This is a genomic window from Hydrogenovibrio sp. 3SP14C1 (assembly GCF_029625905.1).
In the GTDB taxonomy this organism is placed as follows: Bacteria; Pseudomonadota; Gammaproteobacteria; order Thiomicrospirales; family Thiomicrospiraceae; genus Hydrogenovibrio.
Genome location: NZ_JARTLM010000003.1, coordinates 1 through 19,246, shown reverse-complemented (window position 1 = coordinate 19,246; position 19,246 = coordinate 1). Strand labels below are relative to the sequence as shown.

Here is a 19,246-nt window from a genome sequence, read left to right as displayed (position 1 = left end):
CCTTTAAACGTAAAAACCACGCCGCCAATAATTAAATTACAGGCTCGACGTGGTTGATTAAATGGTTTTTTATACGAAAGAGGGGTTACACAAGGTGCTCTAAACGATGCTCCAAGTAATGTATGTTTTGTTCCCCTTCGCAGAAACCAAAGTCATTCATGATTTCGCGTTGCATACGGATATTGGTTTCGATTCCCTGGATAATCAGTTCATCCAAAGCGGTGTCCATGCGTGCAATCGCCGAAGTACGGTCTGGTCCGTAACAGATCAGTTTTCCAATCATTGAATCGTAGTGTGGTGGAACCGGATACCCTGTGTAGATATGTGAGTCCCAGCGTACGCCGATGCCGCCCGCCAAGTGCAAGCGTTCGATTTTACCGGGGGATGGAATGAAGTTGTTCGATGGGTTTTCAGCATTAATACGACACTCAATGGCGTGGCCTCGAATGATGATATCTTCTTGCTTAATACTCAACGGTTTACCCATTGCAATTTCAATCTGAGCTTTTACTAAGTCGACACCAGTGACTTGTTCAGTCACTGGGTGTTCTACCTGTAAACGAGTATTCATTTCGATGAAATAAAATTCGCCGTTTTCATATAAAAACTCAAAAGTTCCTGCGCCACGATAGTTGATTTCAAGGCAAGCGTTAACACAGGCTTGTCCAATACGGTTACGCTGCTCTTCCGTAATGCCAGGGGCAGGTGCTTCTTCAACCACTTTTTGATGGCGGCGCTGCATAGAACAATCCCGCTCTCCTAGGTGAATAGCATTGCCTTGGCCGTCGGCCAACACTTGAATTTCAATGTGGCGAGGCGTTTCTAGGAATTTTTCCATATACACTTCTGGGTTTCCGAAGAAACTACTGGCTTCTGACTTAGTCAATTGAATCGATTTGATTAAGTTTGATTCGGTATGAACAACACGCATCCCACGTCCGCCACCGCCGCCAGAGGCCTTGATGATGATTGGGTAGCCAATCTCTTTAGCCAGTTGTTTGTTAGCGTCTTCATCATCACTTAATGGGCCGCCTGAACCAGGAACTGTTGGCACACCTGCGGCTTTCATTGCACGGATGGCTGAAACTTTATCACCCATAACGCGAATGGTTTCCGCTTTAGGCCCCATAAAAATAAAGCCACTTTCTTCAACGCGCTCGGCAAAGTCGGCGTTCTCTGATAAAAAACCATAGCCGGGGTGAATGGCTTCAGCATCGGTAATTTCTGCCGCCGAAATAATGGCTGGAATATTCAGGTAACTTTCAGAAGAGGGTGCCGGTCCAATACAGACAGACTCATCAGCCAGTAAAACATGTTTAAGGTTAGCATCCGCGGTGGAGTGGACTGCGACCGTTTTGATGCCCATTTCTTTACAGGCTCTTAGCACGCGTAGTGCGATTTCTCCGCGGTTGGCAATCAGAATTTTTTCAATCATGCAGGTATCCTATTATTCGATGATGAATAAAGCTTGGCCAAACTCAACTGGTTCGGCATTTTGAACAAGAATTTTCTTCACTGTTCCAGAAACATCTGCTTCAATTGGGTTCATGATTTTCATCGCTTCAATAATACAAAGGGTATCCCCTGCTGAAACTTGATCACCAACGCTAACAAATGGTCCTGCATCCGGAGATGGAGAACCATAAAAAGTACCTACCATTGGAGAAGGGACGGTGTGTCCAGTCTCTGCAGCAGGTGCTGGTGCTTCTGCTGGCGCAGTCGCTTGTTGTGGGGCCGCTGCCGCGGGTGCTGATTCGTATGCAACGTGTGCTGGCGCAGACATCATGACAGGCTCTTTGCTGCGAGTGATGCGAATATTATGCTCACCTTCTTTAATTTCAATTTCAGCAACGTCAGACTGTTCTACAATTTCAATCAATTTACGAATTGAACGAATATCCATGTTCTCTATTCCTCTTAAATAGTCGTTATTTAAATGTATTTATTTATTTTAGTTTTTCAACTGCTGCGGCCAACGCGAGCTGGTAGCCTATTGGCCCCAGTCCTGCAATCACGCCTTCGGCAATGTCTGAAAAATATGAATGGGTTCGAAAAGCTTCTCTTTTATGAATGTTAGACAGGTGTACTTCAATAAAAGGAATCTTAACGGTCGATAATGCATCTCTGATCGCCACGCTAGTATGCGTGAAAGCAGCGGGGTTGATGATAATAAAATCAATGTCTTCAATCGCTGTCTGGATGCGTTCTACGATTTCATGTTCGGCATTGCTCTGGAAGTTGTGTAAACGCACTTCATAATCATCAGCAAGGGTTTCAAGTTCCTCAATAATGTCGCCTAAGGTTTGGCGGCCATAATATTCCGGCTCTCTCTTGCCGAGCATATTGAGGTTGGGACCGTTGATTACGAGAATGTTTGCCATGAAAGTATCCTTGAATCATTCAGTGGAGCTAATCATTAAATTGTTGAAAATTATACCTGAAAGTTCGATTTGTTGATATAGAAAGTTATAAAAAAGTCGTGAAAATCGGTGAAATGTTGCGAAGTTTTAGTTAAGTGAAAAAATAGGTTTTAATTCTTGGAAATAATAGTTCAGTAACGATAGTGGGGTAAAAAGCGTATTGGAAGGAAGGGTTAAAAACGGCCAGGCCTGGCCGTTTTTAATGAAATGGTTGCATTGAGTTGTCAATATTACTGAAAGGCTTGAGTAATATTTTGTCTAAATGGCTCGGCTTTTTTAAACCCGACAACGCGTTGTGCCTTTTGTTCTTGTTGGTTGTTAAAGAATAAAATAGCCGGTGGTCCGATAATGTTAAAGGCTTTCATGAGCTCTTTATCGTTTGCATTGTTGGCGGTAACGTCAGCTTTTAATAAAGTGACGTTTGCCAGCGCGCGCTGAACGGTTGGGTCGGAGAAAGTGAATTTTTCCATTTCCTTGCAGCTGATGCACCAATCCGCATAGAAGTCGAGCATGACTGGCTTGCCTTTGGCAATTTCGACGTTGAGTTCTTCTAATGTACTGATTTTTTTAAAGTTCAGGTGCTGTGTTGCGCTATTGCTGATAGTTCCAGTGGATTGAAAGACCGTTAACGGCTGCAAGACGTTTTTGCTGCCGCCCGCCAAGCCGATCAACATGGCTGCACCATAGACTAAGAAAATCATGCCAATTGATTTTGCCAGTTTGTGCCACCCGGATTTTTCGCCAATAGGCTCCAAGGCGCCAAGGTAGATAGCTGACCCAATCAATAATGCCGCCCAGGCAAATAGAATTACTGATTCCGGTAAGATTCTTTCGGCCATCCAAATGGCGACCCCAATCATTAGAACCCCGAAGATGGCTTTGACATTATCCATCCACGCACCTGCACGCGGTAACAATTTCCCTGCTGACGTGCCTAGCAGAAGCAGTGGAACGCCCATCCCCATGCTCATGGCAAATAAGGCGATGCCGCCAAGGAGGGCATCACCGGTTTGCCCAATGTAGATCAAAGCGCCGGCAAGAGGGGGGGCGACACAAGGTCCCACAATCAACGCTGACAGGAAGCCCATAACCGCAACCCCGGTTAAAGTGCCACCTTGTTGTTTGTTGGATAAGTTTGTGATTTTGGATTGCACACTATTTGGCAGTTGTAGTTCGTAAAAGCCAAACATGGAAAAAGCAAGCGCGATGAAGATTAAGGCGAAACTACCGATAATCCATGGGTTTTGGAAAAGAACCTGAAGGTTTTCGCCAAAAATGCCCGCTAAAACACCGGCAACGGTATAAGTGATCGACATTGCCAATACGTAGACTAAAGACATCACAAATGCTTTACGCGTAGTCAGTTGGTCGCCTTGCCCGACAATGATGCTGGAAAGGATTGGAATCATTGGGAATACGCAGGGTGTCAGCGACAATAATAACCCGAATAGGAAAAAGGTGCCGATCACAATCCAAACGGAACTGTTTTGTAAAGTACTGGTAATCTGGTCTGTTTCGGATAAATCGTTCGAAGCTTTTTGTTCAGGCAGTGCGTTTGTCGTTGTTGTCTTAAAGTCACTGGCTTGTAAAGTCATCTGTTTTTTAGCCGGCGGGTAACAAACGCCTGATTCAGAGGAACAACCTTGGTATTGAATTTCTATTTCGGCGGTATCAGCAATATTTTCAACGGGTAAAATGGCTTGAAAGTCGCCATGATAAACTTGAACATCTCCGAAAACCGGATCGTTTGCTTGTACCGCATCTGGGAGTTGAAGGCTGCCGAGAGTGGCATTTCCTTGTTTTAGAACGGCTTTAATTTTGTCTTTATATAGGTGGTACCCTTTCGCAACCCGAAAATCAAGAATCAACTGGTTGTTGTTATTGGGAGAAACTTGCAGTTGGAAAGCTTCATCGGCTGGGAGTAAATCTGCTCCGGAACTATCGACGATTAAGTTATTTAAATCAGCAAGGGTGTTTCCATTTGTCTTTGCCGCAGCAGGAAATTCAACTTTTATAGAACGGGTTTGTGGCGGGTAACAAACCCCTAGATCTTCTGCACAGCCTTGGTATTTGATTGTTAACGTTGCTTTGGTTGCATTTCCGGCATAAGGCTGCGTTACAGTGAGTTGATGTTTAAACACATCACTTTGTCCAAAAACGGGATCATTTTTAGTGATGGCTTTAGGGAAATGAGGTGGGCTGAGTTCGATATCGTCCGATTCAATAGAAATACGTTTCTTATATAAATAGTAACCCTCTGCGATTTTCCAGCTGATTTTGGCTTGTCCGTTTTCAACTTTAACAGGCTGTAAAGAAAAAGCTTGATCAACGTCTAATAACTCTTCTGATGCAGAGGCTGGGTTCAGTGTTAAAAATAGCAATATCGTTAGTAGATATTTAAAAAACGGTGTGTTTCTCATTTGTGTTCACCTTGAAAAAACAATATAAAGACTTATGTAATAAGTTAACCACGATTTTAACGTAGAATCGCGTTACGATGTTGTGCAAACTTTGTGTAAATGCTGACAGTCATTCGCAAAGATTGATGACTTTATTTAAATTCTGTCTTAAAGAGACCTTTATGTTTAAAATTTTCTTCCTATTATTTTTATTTGTTCCTTTGGTGGAGCTTTATGTTCTGATTGAAGTCGGCAGTAAGATTGGTGCGTTACCAACCATTCTATTAACCATAGTCACCGCCATAGCTGGGGCAGGGCTTATGCGTCATCAGGGGATTGCCACCATGCAGAAAGCGCAGTTGAATATGGCGCAAGGACAAGTGCCTGCTGTTGAAATGATGGAAGGGGTATTTATCTTTTTAGGCGGGTTGATGTTATTGATTCCTGGGCTGATTACCGATGCGATGGGGTTCTTGTTGTTGATTCCTTTTGTACGACAATTAATGGCTAAAAAATTGATTGCACAGCGCCAAGCACAATATGCCCAGTATAAAGGCCAAGTGTATGAAACCGAGTGGACTGAATATTCTTCGGACGGTCATTCTATTCAGCATAGAAGAGTGATTAAATCGAACTCGCCAGAGAAGGACTCAGATGTGATTGAAGGGGAAGTGCTGGATGAGGATAACAAATCTTCTCGTTGAGGGAATAAAAGAGCGTGCTTTGATTCATTAAAAAAACGACCAGGCCTGGTCGTTTTTAGTTTATATCATTCTCAGTTCTTACATTGACTCCAAAATTTCCAGATACCCTTCACGGTAACTTGGGTACTTAAATGTGTAACCGGTTGCCTTAGCCTTGGCGTTTGAAAGTCGTTTGTTACTTCTTAAAGCCCGACTGTTTTCTGTCGGTTCAAGGTGTTCAATGTTGGACACCGAAAGTTGCTCAGCTAACCATTCATATACTTCACACGTCAATGTCGGTTCATCATCCACGCCAATATAAATCGGATCTAAATCAGGTTGCTCCATTAGGTGTTCCAACAAGCCGACGCAATCTTCAGAATGGATTCGATTGCTGTACACGTCTTCCATGCAGTGGGCTTTTCCTTGCTGAACTAAATCAATAAGATAGGTTCGTCCAGGCCCGTAAATACCTCCAAAACGAATCACGGTTCCAGGAAAAGGAGCGTTTAAAGCAAGTTCTTCCCCTTCCAATAAACGACGGCTGGAAAAGTTTTTACCTTCCGCTGGACTTTCTTCGGTGACGCGTTCCCCTTCAGATTGAGAAAATACCGATGAACTGGAGATAAAGAAAAGGCGTTTGATGGACTGACCTCTAAGCGCTTCAATCAAGTGGTTTAATCCCATAACATACGCTTTAAAGTAAGCGAGATCGTTATAGCTTTTGGCGGAAACGATATAGAAAACGTAATCCAACTGATCAGGTAGCTGGGGGAGTTGGCCGAACAAGTCAGCTTCAATGGGGTGAATAGGTTCACTGATTTTTGAAGCATCTCGTCGAATGCCAAAAACCTCATGACCTTTGTTCGTTAAGTTAATTCCTAAACGACAACCGATGTCGCCACATCCTGCAATTAAAACGCGCGCCATATGTTTACCCTTTAATTAGCTTGTTTTTCGCATAGTATCACAAAAAAAGATAAAGGGAATATAGCAAATGATTAAGAAGTTAAAAAGTTACTGATAGAACGATAAAAGCCCCTAAAAAGGGGCTTTTATTAAGAATGAATTCTAATGCTAAATTAGAAGTTCATGCGTAGAGATACTGTGTAACCCATTTGAGAATGCTCTACTTTATGGTAAGTCGTTCCTGATGCTGGTGCTGAACCACCGTTCAGACCAGTAGAAACGGCTGTTGTATTAACTGTTTTTGTAACTTTAGGGGCATAAGTAATCGCACCATCAATAGCTAAATTTTTAGTTAAGCCATAACCACCACCAAACGTAAAGTGTTGTTCAACAATACCTGGGAAAAAGTGATTGTTAAATAGATTTGTTGCTTGGTTTGAGTATGCATTAGTGTTAGTGTTTGATTCATCCATTTTTTCAATAGGATCTTCAGCGTAGTTATAACCTGCGCCTAACCAGAATCCTTGACCTTTATATTTAGCACCTAAAGCAAATACGTTTTGATCTTTCCAGTTGAAGTCTTTATAGCCTTTAGCTGAACCCCAAGCAATTTGTTTATAGTCACCAGTTACAGTGATGTTACCCATGTCATATGCAACACCGACTTTAATTTCTGCAGGTTGTTCAAGGTTGTTGCCAAAACCTGATAAACCAAACCCACCTGCGGCAGTTGTAATTTGGTTTTTGTATTTCATGTCAATTGCAGATTGATAATCAAGACCAATGGTAAGGTTGTTCATCACATCAAAATAACCACCAATGTTGTAACCATATCCAAGGTCAGAGCTCATGCCTTCACCGACAGTTTGATCGAATGATCCGTTTCCATCACTATCTTTGTAGTAGTTCATATCTAATGAACCGTATTGAATGATTGGTGCAAAACCTATACCAAATTTACCTGAATTATATGCTAACGATGGTGCAAATCGCATGATTTGTAAGTTTGATTGAGCTTGGAACAGCCCGTTGTTTGGGTTTGTTGCTGAATTAGGATCACCATCTCTATAATTTACCCCCATACCAGCAGAGCCAAAAATCCCTAGACCAAAAGTAAGGTTATCAGTTAGTCGAGTTGATAAAGAAACTTCAGGGATTATGTTTGTGTCGGCTGAGCTAGTGTCTGATGCAGCAGGTTGACCTGCAACACCTGTAGCAACATTAGTAGTTGCTTTAACATTTGGCATGAATAAAGTGCCGCCAATTGTGAACTCAGTGCCTTCTGATTTTCCTAACAGACCAGGGTTTGTTAATGCATTTTCAGACCCAAAGAATGCGGCAGTCCCTGTACCACCCATTGCGCGTGAATGAGCACCTAAACCAATTAAGTTGTCACCGTTCGTTGCTAGAACAGGTGTTGAAACCATTGCAGCTGTTGCAATTGCTAAAGCGATTCTTGTTTTTTTCATCGAGTGTCTCTCTTTTTTATCTAATGAATACAATTTAAGCATGTTGGTGCCATTTATCTACTTGATTGCCAGCATGCTGTTTTTCGTCAGAAGCTACTATGCCGAAGTTATAAGTCTTTTAATAATCAAAAAATTTTTATGGCCGATTAGGGGGGTTAATCCGTATTAATAACTACTAATTAATTAGGTGGTTAAATTACTTATTTTGAGCGTAAGTCGTTGAATATAAAGAATATGAGAAAATAGTAATATTAGTATTATCTTATTTATGGTGCAGTTTTTTTCAAAATGAAAATAATTTTATGTAAGCACTGATTTTTTTTATCATAAGTTTCTAATATTATTAAATAGTGATTTTAAGCATTGAGATAGGGTTAAGTTAATCGTACGGATTTAATGCGTTATGAGGAATGATATTGAGTTTATAAATTTGGGTTAGATAGAAAGGTGGGAAGGCTGAATGTGTTGTTTAGAAATAAAAAAGCCTGCTAAGAAGCAGGCTTAATTTTAAAAAGGATTAAGTGCGATGCTTAGAATGCGCCTTCTTTCCCTTTTTGAAGCATTTCCCACATAGTATCACGTACTTTCATGGTTGCTTCTCTTAGTTCTGGCGGCATTTTCTTACCCATCTTAATTGCCATGTCCATATTCATAGTGTAGATGTGCAATCCATCTTCTTCTTCAATGATGTTGACACGACAAGGAAGGAAACCACCCATTGCTGGTGAGAAATCAACCATCTTACGAGCTGTTTCTGGGTTACAGAATGACATGACGTGAATCACTTTTGATTCAATGCCACGTGCTTTTAGTTCTTCTGACAGAGGAAGTTCCCCTACGTTTTTAATATTACGGTTAATCCCGACGTTGTTGATTGAGTCGATAACATCTTGCAATTCAATACCGTCTTCAACTTTTACTTCCCACATAGTGGCGTCAGCGATGTCACCTTCTGCTTCAACCCATTTATCCCAGATTTCCATGAACGTGCCACCAGCACCATCTGCAAGATTGTTGATCCCATTAATGGTTCCACAACCTGTTAGGGTGGTGATTGAAGCGGCAATAAAGGCGGCTTTAAAAAAGTTAGCGATTTTCATTGAGTCTTTCTCCGTTGCTTTTTTTGTAATCAAGAATGCATTTTGATATTTAAACTATACGCATTTTTTAGGCTTGATTTGAATCAATTTTCAGCAAACAAGGTTACTCTTGTTGTCTATAAATTAAAAATTAATTTTTTTGTGGGCTGATAACTTTCTTTTATAAACATAATCACATTCTAATATAACTTTTTTATTAAGTGTTTATTTTGAGGTGTTTTAGATAAGGTGAAACCCTAAGGAATACAGCAGGTTGTTGAAGGTTTCGTCTCCTGTTTTGATGATGGTGTGCTGATGCCATTCTCTATGCTCAGGATAGTGTCTTCGGTAGTATTCATATTTTTTATGGGTAGTTATGATGTTACTTGTTCTAATCGCGGTATCATCTTCTTGGGGGCGGTAGCATTGCTGTAATATTGTATGAATATCTTTTTGTTGATTTCCAGAAAGCGTGATGGAAATGGGTTTAGGCAGAGGTGGTAAATATTGGCGCCAAGCATCATCAGGCGTGATTTTCCAATGTTGGCAAAGCGCTTCATACACCATTTCGCTGCCAGCGATTTTGGCATCTAGAGCATGCCCGGCAATATGTGGCGTTGCAATATCCGCTTTGTTGTAAAGATCAGGGTCAATGTTAGGTTCGTTTTCCCAGCAATCAATGATATTACTTAGAGTGGGCGTTTTGGCCCAGGCGTGCTCGTCAATAATGCCCCCTCGAGCGGCATTGATAATAATTTGATGGGGCAGAATCTTTTTAAGTTTGTCAGCAGAAAGTAGATGATAAGTGGCATCTTGTCCAGATTTTGTCAGTGGCGTATGCACAGTGATAATATCTGCTTCAAGCGCCGTGTCTAAATCAACAAAGGTTTTTTCCGTCTCTTGTCGAGCTCTCGGTGGATCGTTTAGGAGCACCGTCATGCCGAGTGCATGTGCTTTTTTTTCGACCAGTTTACCGACATGACCCACACCAATAATACCTAAGCTCTTTTCTGTCAGATCGAATCCTTTTTCAATCGCCAGATTCACTATGTTGGTAATGACATATTCAGCGACGGAATTTGCATTACAACCTTGTGCTGAATAAAACTCGATGCCTTGTTTTTTTAAATAAGCTTGGTCAACATGATCTAAGCCGACAACTGTGCTGCCGACAAAAGAAACAGGAGTGTGTTCCAGTAAGGTTGCATTCACTTGGGTGCGAGACCGCACAATTAGGGCATCCGCATTCTGGAGGTGTTCCGCGCCAATTTCTTTTCCTGGCAGCGTGATAATTTTTCCTAAATGGGAAAACAGCTCTTTTGCGAAAGGAACCGCATCGTCTATTACTAAAGTTCGGCTTGGTTTCATAGCAACCCATTTAAATAAGAAAGTGAAAGCGATATTTTATCGATTAAGTTATTTAAAGTCGTTAGAGACTTCATTAAACTATATTGTATCAATCCTTTTAAAGAATCAGTAAATAGAATAATTGAGTAAAAATGACAAAAACAACAACCATACTGCCAGATTATATTACCGGTGAAGCGGGTCGCATAGAGATTAGAATGACCAGGCCTGGTCAAAATTCAACGGAGGGTTTAGCTTTAAGGGACACAAAAAAATGGGTTGTGTTGAGTCATCCTCACCCTCAATTTGAAGGCACCATGAATAATAAAGTTGTTACCACCATGGAAAAAACGTTTCAAAATTTGGGATATGGCACCTTGGCGTATAACTTTAGAGGGGTGGACAAGTCTGAAGGAAAGTATGACGGTGGAGAAGGCGAGCAACGAGATTTATATCAAGTGGTGGATTGGTTGAGAAAGAATGAAACGGTTTCAGAGCTTGTTTTAGCCGGATTTTCCTTTGGAAGCTATATCGTGCTGAAGCAAGCAGAACACATTCAGCCGACAGCTATCTGCACTGTCGCACCACCAGTGTCTATGTATGACTTTTCAGGAATACAGCCGCAGATGCCTTGGTTTTTAATACAAGGCGGGCAAGATGAAGTCATTGATGCAAAAGAGGTGGTGGATTGGGCGATTCAATTGAATAAACAGCCTGATATTTTTTGGCGAGGGGAAGCAAGTCACTTTTTTCATCGGCAGCTTATTTGGTTAAAGAAAGTGGTGATGACTTCGTTTGGTGGCTGAGCCGGGAGGTTTGAAAAGAGGTTAGTCGTTTTTTCATTAGAAGTAATGGTTTTTATGTGGTCAAGCATGGAATATAAGGAAAAACTTATATATAATTCGCAATCATTATAAGTAAATGCTAATACTCTAATAAGTTTGAGTTATCGTTCGAAGGTCGGTAATGTTGTTTTTATTATAAAAACAGGCTTTATAACGTTGTTTAGGTTGTTTGTGAAAGACGCCGACAACATGTAAAAACGTTATTTAGAATTATTGTGTATTACGACTAAATTTAATCGCTAAAACCCCTGGGGAAAATACTTTATGAAAGCAATAAAAGCACTGTGTCATTCTCAACCTCGTACTTCTTTATTGCCTTTAGTTATATGGGTGGCATTTTTGTCTTCAGCTGAAGCGGCACCACTCGATTTTAAAGCCTGTGTGGAAACTGCATTAGGTCAGAACCCTGAAATGGAAGTCAGTGAATATCGGCTCAAACAGGCAGAATATGCTTTGGCTGAGTCAGATGCCAATCGAATGCCTCAAGTCACAGCTTCCTTTACGGGCACGAATTCTAATAATGCCTTGAATGTCTTCGGGATGAAATTAAGTCAACGAGATGCTGCATTTAGTGATTTTGGGTTTAATGCGACGTCTGCGGCCGAATTTAGTTCTCAAAACTATGCCTATAAACCTGATGATTTAAATAATCCGGGTTCTCACTCTGATTTTAATTCGCGCTTGGAAGTTTTAATTCCCGTTTGGAATGGCGGTAAAGTCTCAAGCTATCAGAACCAAGCGAAAGCCATGATCAAAGCAGCACAACATGGTGATAAAGCCGTTCAGCAATACCTAACTTATAATGTTTATCAGGCGTATGAAGGCGTGCATACGGCCCGGGCGTTTGTTTCGGTGGCTGAGCAAGCTGTTAAAGCGTCCGAAGCTTATGTCAAAACCACGCGTAATTTAGTCGATCAAGGCGTTGTGGTGCGTTCAGAACTGTTAAGTGCAAATGTGCACCTGTCTGAAGCGAAAACCGCACTTGAGAAAGCAAAAACGAAAGAGTTGATTGCAAAAGACAGCTTAAAGATGTTGATGGCAGTTGATCCTGATATGCCTTTAGAAATCGGTCCAAGAGTGGATGTTTCGTTACCTGCGAAATCCGTAAAAGAACTAACGGTCATGGCGACGTCAACCAACCCAAAATTAGAAGCACAAAGAGAAGAAGCGCGCTCAAGTCGTGCAGCGGTTGATGCCAGCAAAGCTGATCAATATCCCAGTTTCAATATTATGGCCAGAGGAGAGTTTAACGATGATACGGTCGGTTTTGAAAGCTCTTCTTATACGGTCGCAGGGATTGTGTCGTGGAAAATTACCGACTTTGGTATTACTTCTAATCGAATCAATAAGGCGAGAGCCGCAGCCTATCAAAAACAAGCCGCATTACGGTCTCAAGAAAATCAAACCCGTTTAGCGGTTTTAAAATCATGGCGAACGCTGAAAGTGGCTGAAAAACAAGTTGCCTCAAATCGTTTAGCGGTTGAACAGGGTGAAGAGGCGCAACGTCTGATTATGAAACGCTACAAGAATGGTGTGTCGACGATGACAGAAGTGCTCGCCAGTCAGGCGCAACTAGATAAGGCACGAGCCAATTTAGTTCAGTCGGTGTTTGAAAAGAATATTCATAAAGCGAAGTTACGTCTAGAAGCCGGTGTTATGAGTGTTGATCAATTATAAAACCGAAACGTACATACAAATAATAAATCATATATAAAGAATAATAGTTAATAGGTGAACTCAATGAAAACCATGTCAAAACTGATGCTAACGAGTAGTTTGATTGCGATGATTGGCTTGTCGGGTTGTGGTCAAGAAGAATCACAAGATGTGAATCAGGCCAACGGAATTCAACAAACCATTAAAGCGCCGGTTGAAACGGTAAGTTTGGGCACGATTTCTTTGAAAGCAATCGTGCCCGGTGCGGTCGTGCCCGATCAAAAGGCACAGATTGCTTCTCGCTTGATGGGGTATATCAAGAACTTCAATGTCAAAGTGGGGCAAGAGGTCAAAAAAGGAGAGATGCTCTTTTCGATTGACTCCAGTGATGTTAATAGTCAGATTTTAAAAGCAAAATCAGCATACCAGCAAGCTCAAGCCGCTTTAAAAGATGCCAAGCTAGACTACGATCGTTTTTCAAAGCTTTATAAAGATGATTCGGTTTCCAAGCAGCAGTTTGATAAAGTCAGCTTGCAATACAAAGTGGCACAAGAAAACTTAGTAGCAGCGAAAACCAACTTAAATCAAGCCAGATCACAATTAAACTATGCCAACGTAAAAGCCCCTTTTGATGGGGTGGTGGTCGATAAGATGGCCGTCGCTGGTGGATTGGCTGCTCCAGGAAACCCTGTTTTGGTGTTGGAAAACCTAACCTCTTTAAGTGTTAAAACACAGGTTGCAGAAGATCTATTTGCCGTATTACGACTTGGTGATGAAGCTGAGATCATGATTGATGGTCAGCCAGAATCGATTAAAGGCACTATTTATACACTGGTGAGCGCGGCTGATCCTAAAACTAGAACGCATACCGTTAAACTGAGTTTGCCTGCGGTTGTGAATGTCAACAGCGGTACGTTTGCACGCGTTGGATTTAAACGCGGTGAAAGACAAACGATGATGGTGCCTAAAACAGCTGTCTTAAACCGTTCGGGTATTGAGGGGGTTTTTGTGGTTGACGATGGAAAAGCCTATTTCCATATGGTGCGTTTGGGAGAAGAAATTGGTGATAAAGTCGAAATTAAAGCCGGTTTAAATTTAGGGGATCATATCGTCGTCGATAACAATATGAGCTTGTTAAATGGTGATAAAGTCGATGCGATTGAAGCAAAAGACGTTAAGAGTACGGTACAGAAAGGGGCTGCCTAATGTCGAGTACAGATGAAAAACAAACCTCTGATTTAAATATTGCAGGAAAGCTTGCGAAAGCTTTTATTCATTCGAAAATTACCATGATGATTATGGTTGCAGTCACCTTGGCGGGGAGTTTGGCGTATATGGTGACACCGCGGGAATATAATCCTCAGATCGTGGTGCCGGCAGCCAATATTATCGTGCCGAAAGGTGGCGCAACGCCAAGTGAAGTGCAAAATATGGTGGTCAAGCCGCTTGAAACCATCATGGGTGCTTTACCAGGCGTAAAACATACCTTTGGCTATGCGTCCAATGACTTTGGGGTGGTCACGGTTCAGTTTGATGTGGGCGAAAATCAGGTGGATAGCTTGGTAAAACTGTATAACCAGCTCATGCAAAATATGGATAAGATGCCGCCTGATACGCAGCAACCTTTGATAAAACCTATTAATGTCGATGATGTACCGATTTTAACGCTGGCAGTGACCTCGGATGAGTTGTCGGGTTACGATTTACGCGATATCTCGCTTAAGCTGGTGGAGAACCTGAGAAACACGCCGGGGGTGTCCTTCACCGAAGTGGTCGGCGGCAAACGTCGAGCGGTGAATGTATGGTTGGATGCGCAAAAGATTGCGCTAACAGGCATGTCGCTTGAACAAATCAGCAAAATGTTGAAAGGCAGTAATGTTTCTTTGCCGGTTGGTTCGCTTGTTAGCAATAACGAAAGTCATCCTATTCGAGTCAATGGGTTTCTAGGCAATGCAGAAGAAGTGGGTGAAATCATTATTGGTATGGAAAAAGGCCGCCCCATTTATTTAAAAGATATTGCCAGAATTGAAGATGGTCCGAAAGAAACCGATATCGATACTCGTATCGGTTACGGCTCGGCTTATCCGGCTTCTGCTAGGGGAGAACGACCTGCGGTGACCATCTCCGTCGCCAAGAAGCCTGGAACCAACGCTGTGACGGTAGCGGACGCAGTGCTGGACAAATTACAAGAATTGAAAAAAAGCACCTTACCTGCCAATGTTGAAGTATTTGTAACGCGTAACGACGGTAAAAAAGCCAACGCAGCGGTGAACTTGTTAATGGAGCATTTGGCTATTGCCGTTGCATCGGTCATCGTGGTCATGGTGCTGTTTTTAGGTTGGCGAGAAGCAAGTATTGTAACGCTGACGGTGCCTTTGATTTTATTTGTGGTGCTGTTTGTTGGCTATGTGTCAGGACAAACCATTAACCGAATTACGCTATTTGCTTTGATTTTGTCATTAGGGTTGTTGGTCGATGCTGCAATTGTGGTGATCGAGAATATACATCGGCATATCCATGAAGGATTTGATCCGGAAAAGTTTGATGAAGTCTTGATTCGAGCCACGAATGAAATTGGTAATCCTACCAATGTCGCTACCTTTGCGGTTATTTTGGCCTTTATTCCGATGCTGTTTGTTACTGGAATGATGGGGCCGTTTATGGCGCCGATTCCGTTTAATGTTCCGGTGGCGATGGTTGCATCTTTGTTGATTGCTTATATTCTGGTGCCGTACGCGTCTTATCGCTTTCTGGGTAAGAAAGCCCTGAAAGAAATGAAAGAGCGAGAAAGTATGGCTTCACACCACGTGAATAAGCCAGACTGGATGCAGACATTGTATGAAAAGTCGATTGTGCCAATGTTGGAAAGCCGCACTAAGCGAAATGTGTTCTTGTTTGTTGTTCTGATTTCATTGTTTGCCGCAATGACCCAACCCGCTTTGCAGTTCTTGCGCGGTGACGGCATGAATAACCCACTGCATTCTGCTGGGGTAGAAGTAAAAATGCTGCCTTATGACAATACCAGCACATTCTTGGTTCAGGTGGATATGCCGGAAGGTACCGCGCTTGAAGCCACGGATATTGTGGTGCGTCGTGTGAATGAGGTCATTGCCAACACGCCTTTTGTTACCGATTACAGTGTTTATCTAGGAGATCACGCCCCTATTGATTTTGCGGCGCTTGTGCGTGGAGACTTGATTAAAGAAGGCTCCAATTTTGCGCAGATCCGAGTGAACCTTGTGAGTAAGCATGACCGAGATTTATCTTCACATGACATTGTGCAATTGTTAAATCAAAAATTGTCACCGCTTAAGAAGGCATTTCCAAATGCAAATATTAAGCTTTATGAAACGCCGCCGGGTCCTCCTGTGACCACTCAGGTTATGGCAGAACTGTACGGGCCGGATTACGATAAGTTGAGAACGGCTGCGAAAGAAATCAATGCCAAAATGCATGATATTTATGGGTTGTCCAATATTGATGACAGTGTGACGGCAACGACAACGAGTTATCAAATTAACATTGATCGTACGCAAGCGAACCTGTTAGGTATCGTGCCGGCTGAAGTCGCCAAAATGTTACGTGACTATATTAATGGCTTTGAATTAGGCTATATGCACTTGGATAATGTTCGTGAGCCAGTAAATATTATTGTGCGGTTGCCGCGTTCGGAAAGAACGGTGCCTGAACAGTTATTATCATTAAATGTTCAGTCTCGTGCCGGAGAGTCAGTACCGATTTCTGCCTTTGCCAAAATAGAGGAAGTATCGCAAGCCAAACCGATTATCGGTCGTGATCAACATCAGATGGTTATGGTTGGGGGCGAATTATTACGCTCCAGTCCTGTTTATGCCGTGCTGTCTTTAGATGGGATGCTTGATGGTGTGAAACTGCCAGAGTCAAATGTGACTTTCCATACGGCTAATTTAGGGTTTGTTGAAGCGCAGCCAGAAGATGTCATGGGGTATTCTTTGTTATGGGGCGGTGAAATGCGCTTAACATTAGATGTTTTCCGTGACATGGGAAGTGCTTTTATTGTTGCATTGGTTTTCATTTACTTGATTTTGGTGGGCTACTATCGCTCCTTTATGATGCCGGTTATTGTCATGGGCGCAATTCCGTTAACAATGATAGGGGTTTTTCCCGGGCATTGGTTAACAGGGCAGGCCTTTACCGCCACGTCGATGATTGGGGTGATTGCCCTTGCGGGGATTGTGGTGCGTAATTCCTTGTTGTTGATTGACTTTATTCTGGAGTACCGCAATGAAGGTAAGAGCTTGAAAGATTCGGTTATTGAGGCTGGGAAAGTTCGATTTCGTCCGATTCTGTTAACGGCGTTGGCGATTATGTTCGGATCTATGATTATGATTACCGATCCGGTCTTTGGTGGGCTAGCGGTTTCACTGATCTTCGGAACCTTGTCTTCAACGGTTTTAACTTTGCTTGTTATTCCACTGCTTTACTTTATCTGGCAGTGGCATTCGGGAGTGAAATATACCGAAGGAAACCAAGTTAAGCCGTAGTGCTTAAAAGATAGAATGATAAAAAACCGCCAGGCCTGGCGGTTTTTTTATGTCCGGCCGATGTAGCGCGCTTTTTGATTTGCGACACTGCGTCACAAGGTTTGCGACATGCTACTGTACAAATACTCATTTGATTTGCGACATTTTAACCTAAAGTTATCCACAGCTCATTTTTAGTTTACGGTCGACGTTGTCATTCCATATTAGTAGCTCGGTTGCCTGGCTAATATCTTCTTCAATATTGAACAGATTCAGCTTTGGTTTGGATGTTGTTGCTGTTCCAAAAGTCCTTCCTTGAACCTTGCCTCCAAATGCGAGCTTTTGAAGGTAAAAGAATCTGGCCGCTCTATGGATATCTGTCAATCCTTCAGGATTAAGTTCATTCTGCCATTCAAACATTTTTCTGCTGGATAGCGCCCATCGAAACTGGCGGACAAACTCTTCAGGATGATGTTGTATTACTTTGAAAAGGTCGACCAGATCATTATTGATATCGTTGATAACTTCGACCTTGCTTTCCTCTTTCGCAAAGTGAAGTGCCCCAGCTCCAACAAAGGCTTCGACGTAACAGGTGTGTTCTGGGAATTTTGGAAGAATCCAATTAGCTAAGCGGCCTTTGCCGCCAATCCAAGATATAACGGGTTTGTGTTTCATGTTCATGTGGTGCTCCAATAGCTTGAATGATACAATGCCCCGGCTCGCGCGAGCGGGGGAGTCTTGGCTCACTCATGCTGATATGAAGCATGTGTGGGTGGCTCGTTGATTGTTGGCGCAATCAACGGGTCGCTTCCTTTCCTTTCTTGTTATTATTCATTTTCAGCCTTATCATTGTGTTTTAAGCATTTAATAAGAAATTTAATTAAACGTAAAACTTATGAATAAGCGCCTCAAAAAATTTAAATCTGAATTGATAAAAGAAATACCTTTCTTTCCAAACAACCGTGAAACAAAAGAATCGCTCGAGTCAGAATCTTTGTCAGGTGTTTTACTTGCATATCTCAACTGGAAGAGCAGGCAAATCCGTCCAGCAATACGCAAAAGCCTTATTTCACCGAACGTTACAGCATCTCCACACTGGCAAATTTATAAAGAACAAATCAACGACATCATTGATAAATCTAATCGAGGAGAAGATCTTAATCCATACCTATCCCTTCAAGCTCACGACAAAGGATATACCATAATTGGGCGTGATGATGACCAGTGGCTAGACAAAGACCAGATACTCAATACCAAAGGGCTGTATCATTTCCACCTTTCTAGCGTTCAAATGCCAAGAGGCCACATGGATAGAACTAATGAACTATTGTTTGCTTATGTGACCCATGACACATTTCAAACGCTTGGGATATTTACACACAGCGTTTTTGAGCATTTAGAAAATGGTGAACCGCACCCAGAGAGACTTGAGTTATTAAAAGCTCATGACAAAGTCATTAAGTTTAACACCCCTCCAAATAGCGTTTTTATCGACAATCCAATAATGATGAGTGGACATACTCTAAATGTCGTTTCAATGGTGCAGGATTACACTTACATTGTTGATAACAATGATCCTAAGCTAAACGACCATGAGTTTTTAACAAAATTGTTTATGGGTAATCTTCCGGAGAAATATAAGTTAAGCTGGGCGATGGATTTCACTAGACTGGGTCTTTATGATAGCCTCAGTGGTACATTCTTTATTTTAAGACATGGTTTAAATTGACCTTTAACACTCCATAACACCTCACTGCATAAAACATGGCGTTTACGCGCCATGTACTGATGCCCAACTCTTCCAGGCATTCTCTAAACCATAAATCACACTGATGACGCTTAAAACCTTGTTGCAGATAGTAGTCGTGAACCAGAGTGGCTTTTAGGTAGCGTCCGATTGGAGGGAAGATAGGCCAGAAGATGCGCGGAACGGTCGC

General features: G+C 42.1%; 16 protein-coding genes. 6 read left to right on the top strand and 10 right to left on the bottom strand.

What is annotated here, in order from left to right; genetic code table 11:
- Nucleotides 1–85: 85 nt before the first annotated feature.
- The 4 genes from accC to dsbD form a co-directional block, all read right to left on the bottom strand.
- Entirely contained in the window at nucleotides 86–1,435 is a 1,350-nt protein-coding gene (accC, locus tag P8629_RS02930; RefSeq protein ID WP_278164290.1) for an acetyl-CoA carboxylase biotin carboxylase subunit, read from the bottom strand.
- A 12-nt stretch (nucleotides 1,436–1,447) separates the two neighbouring features.
- The gene (gene accB / locus P8629_RS02925) at nucleotides 1,448–1,903 is read right to left on the bottom strand and encodes an acetyl-CoA carboxylase biotin carboxyl carrier protein (RefSeq protein WP_278164288.1); all 456 of its coding nucleotides are present in this window, start codon (nucleotides 1,901–1,903) and stop codon (nucleotides 1,448–1,450) included.
- Between the two features lie 43 nt (nucleotides 1,904–1,946).
- Complete coding sequence (aroQ, locus tag P8629_RS02920; protein ID WP_278164286.1) at nucleotides 1,947–2,381, bottom strand: type II 3-dehydroquinate dehydratase; 435 nt, start codon at nucleotides 2,379–2,381, stop codon at nucleotides 1,947–1,949.
- 269 nt (nucleotides 2,382–2,650) lie between these two features.
- Nucleotides 2,651–4,840, bottom strand: coding sequence for a protein-disulfide reductase DsbD (dsbD, locus tag P8629_RS02915; protein ID WP_278164284.1), 2,190 nt, complete (start codon nucleotides 4,838–4,840; stop codon nucleotides 2,651–2,653).
- Nucleotides 4,841–5,001: 161 nt separating this feature from the next.
- Here dsbD and P8629_RS02910 point away from each other — a divergent pair, with 161 nt between their 5' ends.
- Complete coding sequence (locus tag P8629_RS02910; RefSeq protein WP_278164282.1) at nucleotides 5,002–5,523, top strand: FxsA family protein; 522 nt, start codon at nucleotides 5,002–5,004, stop codon at nucleotides 5,521–5,523.
- A 78-nt stretch (nucleotides 5,524–5,601) separates the two neighbouring features.
- Here the strand turns inward: P8629_RS02910 and P8629_RS02905 are convergent, their stop codons facing one another.
- From P8629_RS02905 to P8629_RS02890, 4 genes are all read right to left on the bottom strand, one after another.
- Nucleotides 5,602–6,432, bottom strand: a complete 831-nt coding sequence (locus P8629_RS02905) for an NAD-dependent epimerase/dehydratase family protein (RefSeq protein ID WP_278164280.1) — start codon at nucleotides 6,430–6,432, stop codon at nucleotides 5,602–5,604.
- 152 nt (nucleotides 6,433–6,584) lie between these two features.
- Nucleotides 6,585–7,922: an OmpP1/FadL family transporter gene (locus P8629_RS02900; protein WP_278164278.1), complete on the bottom strand. Its 1,338-nt coding sequence runs from the start codon at nucleotides 7,920–7,922 to the stop codon at nucleotides 6,585–6,587.
- Between the two features lie 488 nt (nucleotides 7,923–8,410).
- A complete protein-coding gene (locus P8629_RS02895; RefSeq protein WP_278164276.1) occupies nucleotides 8,411–8,980 on the bottom strand; it encodes a DUF302 domain-containing protein in 570 nt (189 codons plus the stop codon).
- A 219-nt stretch (nucleotides 8,981–9,199) separates the two neighbouring features.
- Nucleotides 9,200–10,327 carry a 4-phosphoerythronate dehydrogenase gene (locus P8629_RS02890; protein WP_278164275.1) on the bottom strand — a complete coding sequence of 376 codons (1,128 nt, stop codon included), beginning with the start codon at nucleotides 10,325–10,327 and terminating at the stop codon, nucleotides 9,200–9,202.
- Nucleotides 10,328–10,458: 131 nt separating this feature from the next.
- On the opposite strand from P8629_RS02890, the gene P8629_RS02885 reads away from it, so the two are divergent.
- The 4 genes from P8629_RS02885 (at nucleotide 10,459) to P8629_RS02870 (ending at nucleotide 17,330) form a co-directional block, all read left to right on the top strand.
- Nucleotides 10,459–11,112: an alpha/beta hydrolase gene (locus P8629_RS02885; protein ID WP_278164273.1), complete on the top strand. Its 654-nt coding sequence runs from the start codon at nucleotides 10,459–10,461 to the stop codon at nucleotides 11,110–11,112.
- A 303-nt stretch (nucleotides 11,113–11,415) separates the two neighbouring features.
- A complete protein-coding gene (locus P8629_RS02880) occupies nucleotides 11,416–12,828 on the top strand; it encodes a TolC family protein (RefSeq protein WP_278164272.1) in 1,413 nt (470 codons plus the stop codon).
- 63 nt (nucleotides 12,829–12,891) lie between these two features.
- Nucleotides 12,892–14,013: an efflux RND transporter periplasmic adaptor subunit gene (locus P8629_RS02875; protein WP_278164271.1), complete on the top strand. Its 1,122-nt coding sequence runs from the start codon at nucleotides 12,892–12,894 to the stop codon at nucleotides 14,011–14,013.
- Nucleotides 14,013–17,330, top strand: a complete 3,318-nt coding sequence (locus P8629_RS02870; RefSeq protein ID WP_278164268.1) for an efflux RND transporter permease subunit — start codon at nucleotides 14,013–14,015, stop codon at nucleotides 17,328–17,330. The genes P8629_RS02875 and P8629_RS02870 overlap by 1 nt, the downstream gene beginning before the upstream one ends.
- 156 nt (nucleotides 17,331–17,486) lie before the next feature.
- Here the strand turns inward: P8629_RS02870 and P8629_RS02865 are convergent, their stop codons facing one another.
- Nucleotides 17,487–17,990, bottom strand: coding sequence for a DNA adenine methylase (locus tag P8629_RS02865; RefSeq protein WP_278164266.1), 504 nt, complete (start codon nucleotides 17,988–17,990; stop codon nucleotides 17,487–17,489).
- A gap of 214 nt (nucleotides 17,991–18,204) precedes the next feature.
- Here P8629_RS02865 and P8629_RS02860 point away from each other — a divergent pair, with 214 nt between their 5' ends.
- Complete coding sequence (locus P8629_RS02860) at nucleotides 18,205–19,038, top strand: hypothetical protein (RefSeq protein ID WP_278164264.1); 834 nt, start codon at nucleotides 18,205–18,207, stop codon at nucleotides 19,036–19,038.
- Here P8629_RS02860 and P8629_RS02855 read toward each other — a convergent pair.
- The coding region (locus P8629_RS02855; protein ID WP_278164262.1) for a DUF1353 domain-containing protein at nucleotides 19,013–19,246 on the bottom strand (234 nt) is incomplete at its 5' end. The two genes, P8629_RS02860 and P8629_RS02855, sit on opposite strands and share 26 nt — an antisense overlap.

What these genes read in the sequence shown, in the direction of transcription:
- P8629_RS02900 (WP_278164278.1), bottom strand. Translation starts at nt 7,922, where the DNA reads ATGCTTAAATTGTATTCATTAGATAAAAAAGAGAGACACTCGATGAAA.
- P8629_RS02880 (WP_278164272.1), top strand. Translation starts at nt 11,416, where the DNA reads ATGAAAGCAATAAAAGCACTGTGTCATTCTCAACCTCGTACTTCTTTA.
- P8629_RS02910 (WP_278164282.1), top strand. Translation starts at nt 5,002, where the DNA reads ATGTTTAAAATTTTCTTCCTATTATTTTTATTTGTTCCTTTGGTGGAG.
- accC (WP_278164290.1), bottom strand. Translation starts at nt 1,435, where the DNA reads ATGATTGAAAAAATTCTGATTGCCAACCGCGGAGAAATCGCACTACGC.
- P8629_RS02860 (WP_278164264.1), top strand. Translation starts at nt 18,205, where the DNA reads ATGAATAAGCGCCTCAAAAAATTTAAATCTGAATTGATAAAAGAAATA.
- P8629_RS02905 (WP_278164280.1), bottom strand. Translation starts at nt 6,432, where the DNA reads ATGGCGCGCGTTTTAATTGCAGGATGTGGCGACATCGGTTGTCGTTTA.
- P8629_RS02890 (WP_278164275.1), bottom strand. Translation starts at nt 10,327, where the DNA reads ATGAAACCAAGCCGAACTTTAGTAATAGACGATGCGGTTCCTTTCGCA.
- P8629_RS02875 (WP_278164271.1), top strand. Translation starts at nt 12,892, where the DNA reads ATGAAAACCATGTCAAAACTGATGCTAACGAGTAGTTTGATTGCGATG.
- aroQ (WP_278164286.1), bottom strand. Translation starts at nt 2,381, where the DNA reads ATGGCAAACATTCTCGTAATCAACGGTCCCAACCTCAATATGCTCGGC.
- P8629_RS02865 (WP_278164266.1), bottom strand. Translation starts at nt 17,990, where the DNA reads ATGAACATGAAACACAAACCCGTTATATCTTGGATTGGCGGCAAAGGC.
- dsbD (WP_278164284.1), bottom strand. Translation starts at nt 4,840, where the DNA reads ATGAGAAACACACCGTTTTTTAAATATCTACTAACGATATTGCTATTT.
- P8629_RS02895 (WP_278164276.1), bottom strand. Translation starts at nt 8,980, where the DNA reads ATGAAAATCGCTAACTTTTTTAAAGCCGCCTTTATTGCCGCTTCAATC.
- accB (WP_278164288.1), bottom strand. Translation starts at nt 1,903, where the DNA reads ATGGATATTCGTTCAATTCGTAAATTGATTGAAATTGTAGAACAGTCT.
- P8629_RS02870 (WP_278164268.1), top strand. Translation starts at nt 14,013, where the DNA reads ATGTCGAGTACAGATGAAAAACAAACCTCTGATTTAAATATTGCAGGA.
- P8629_RS02885 (WP_278164273.1), top strand. Translation starts at nt 10,459, where the DNA reads ATGACAAAAACAACAACCATACTGCCAGATTATATTACCGGTGAAGCG.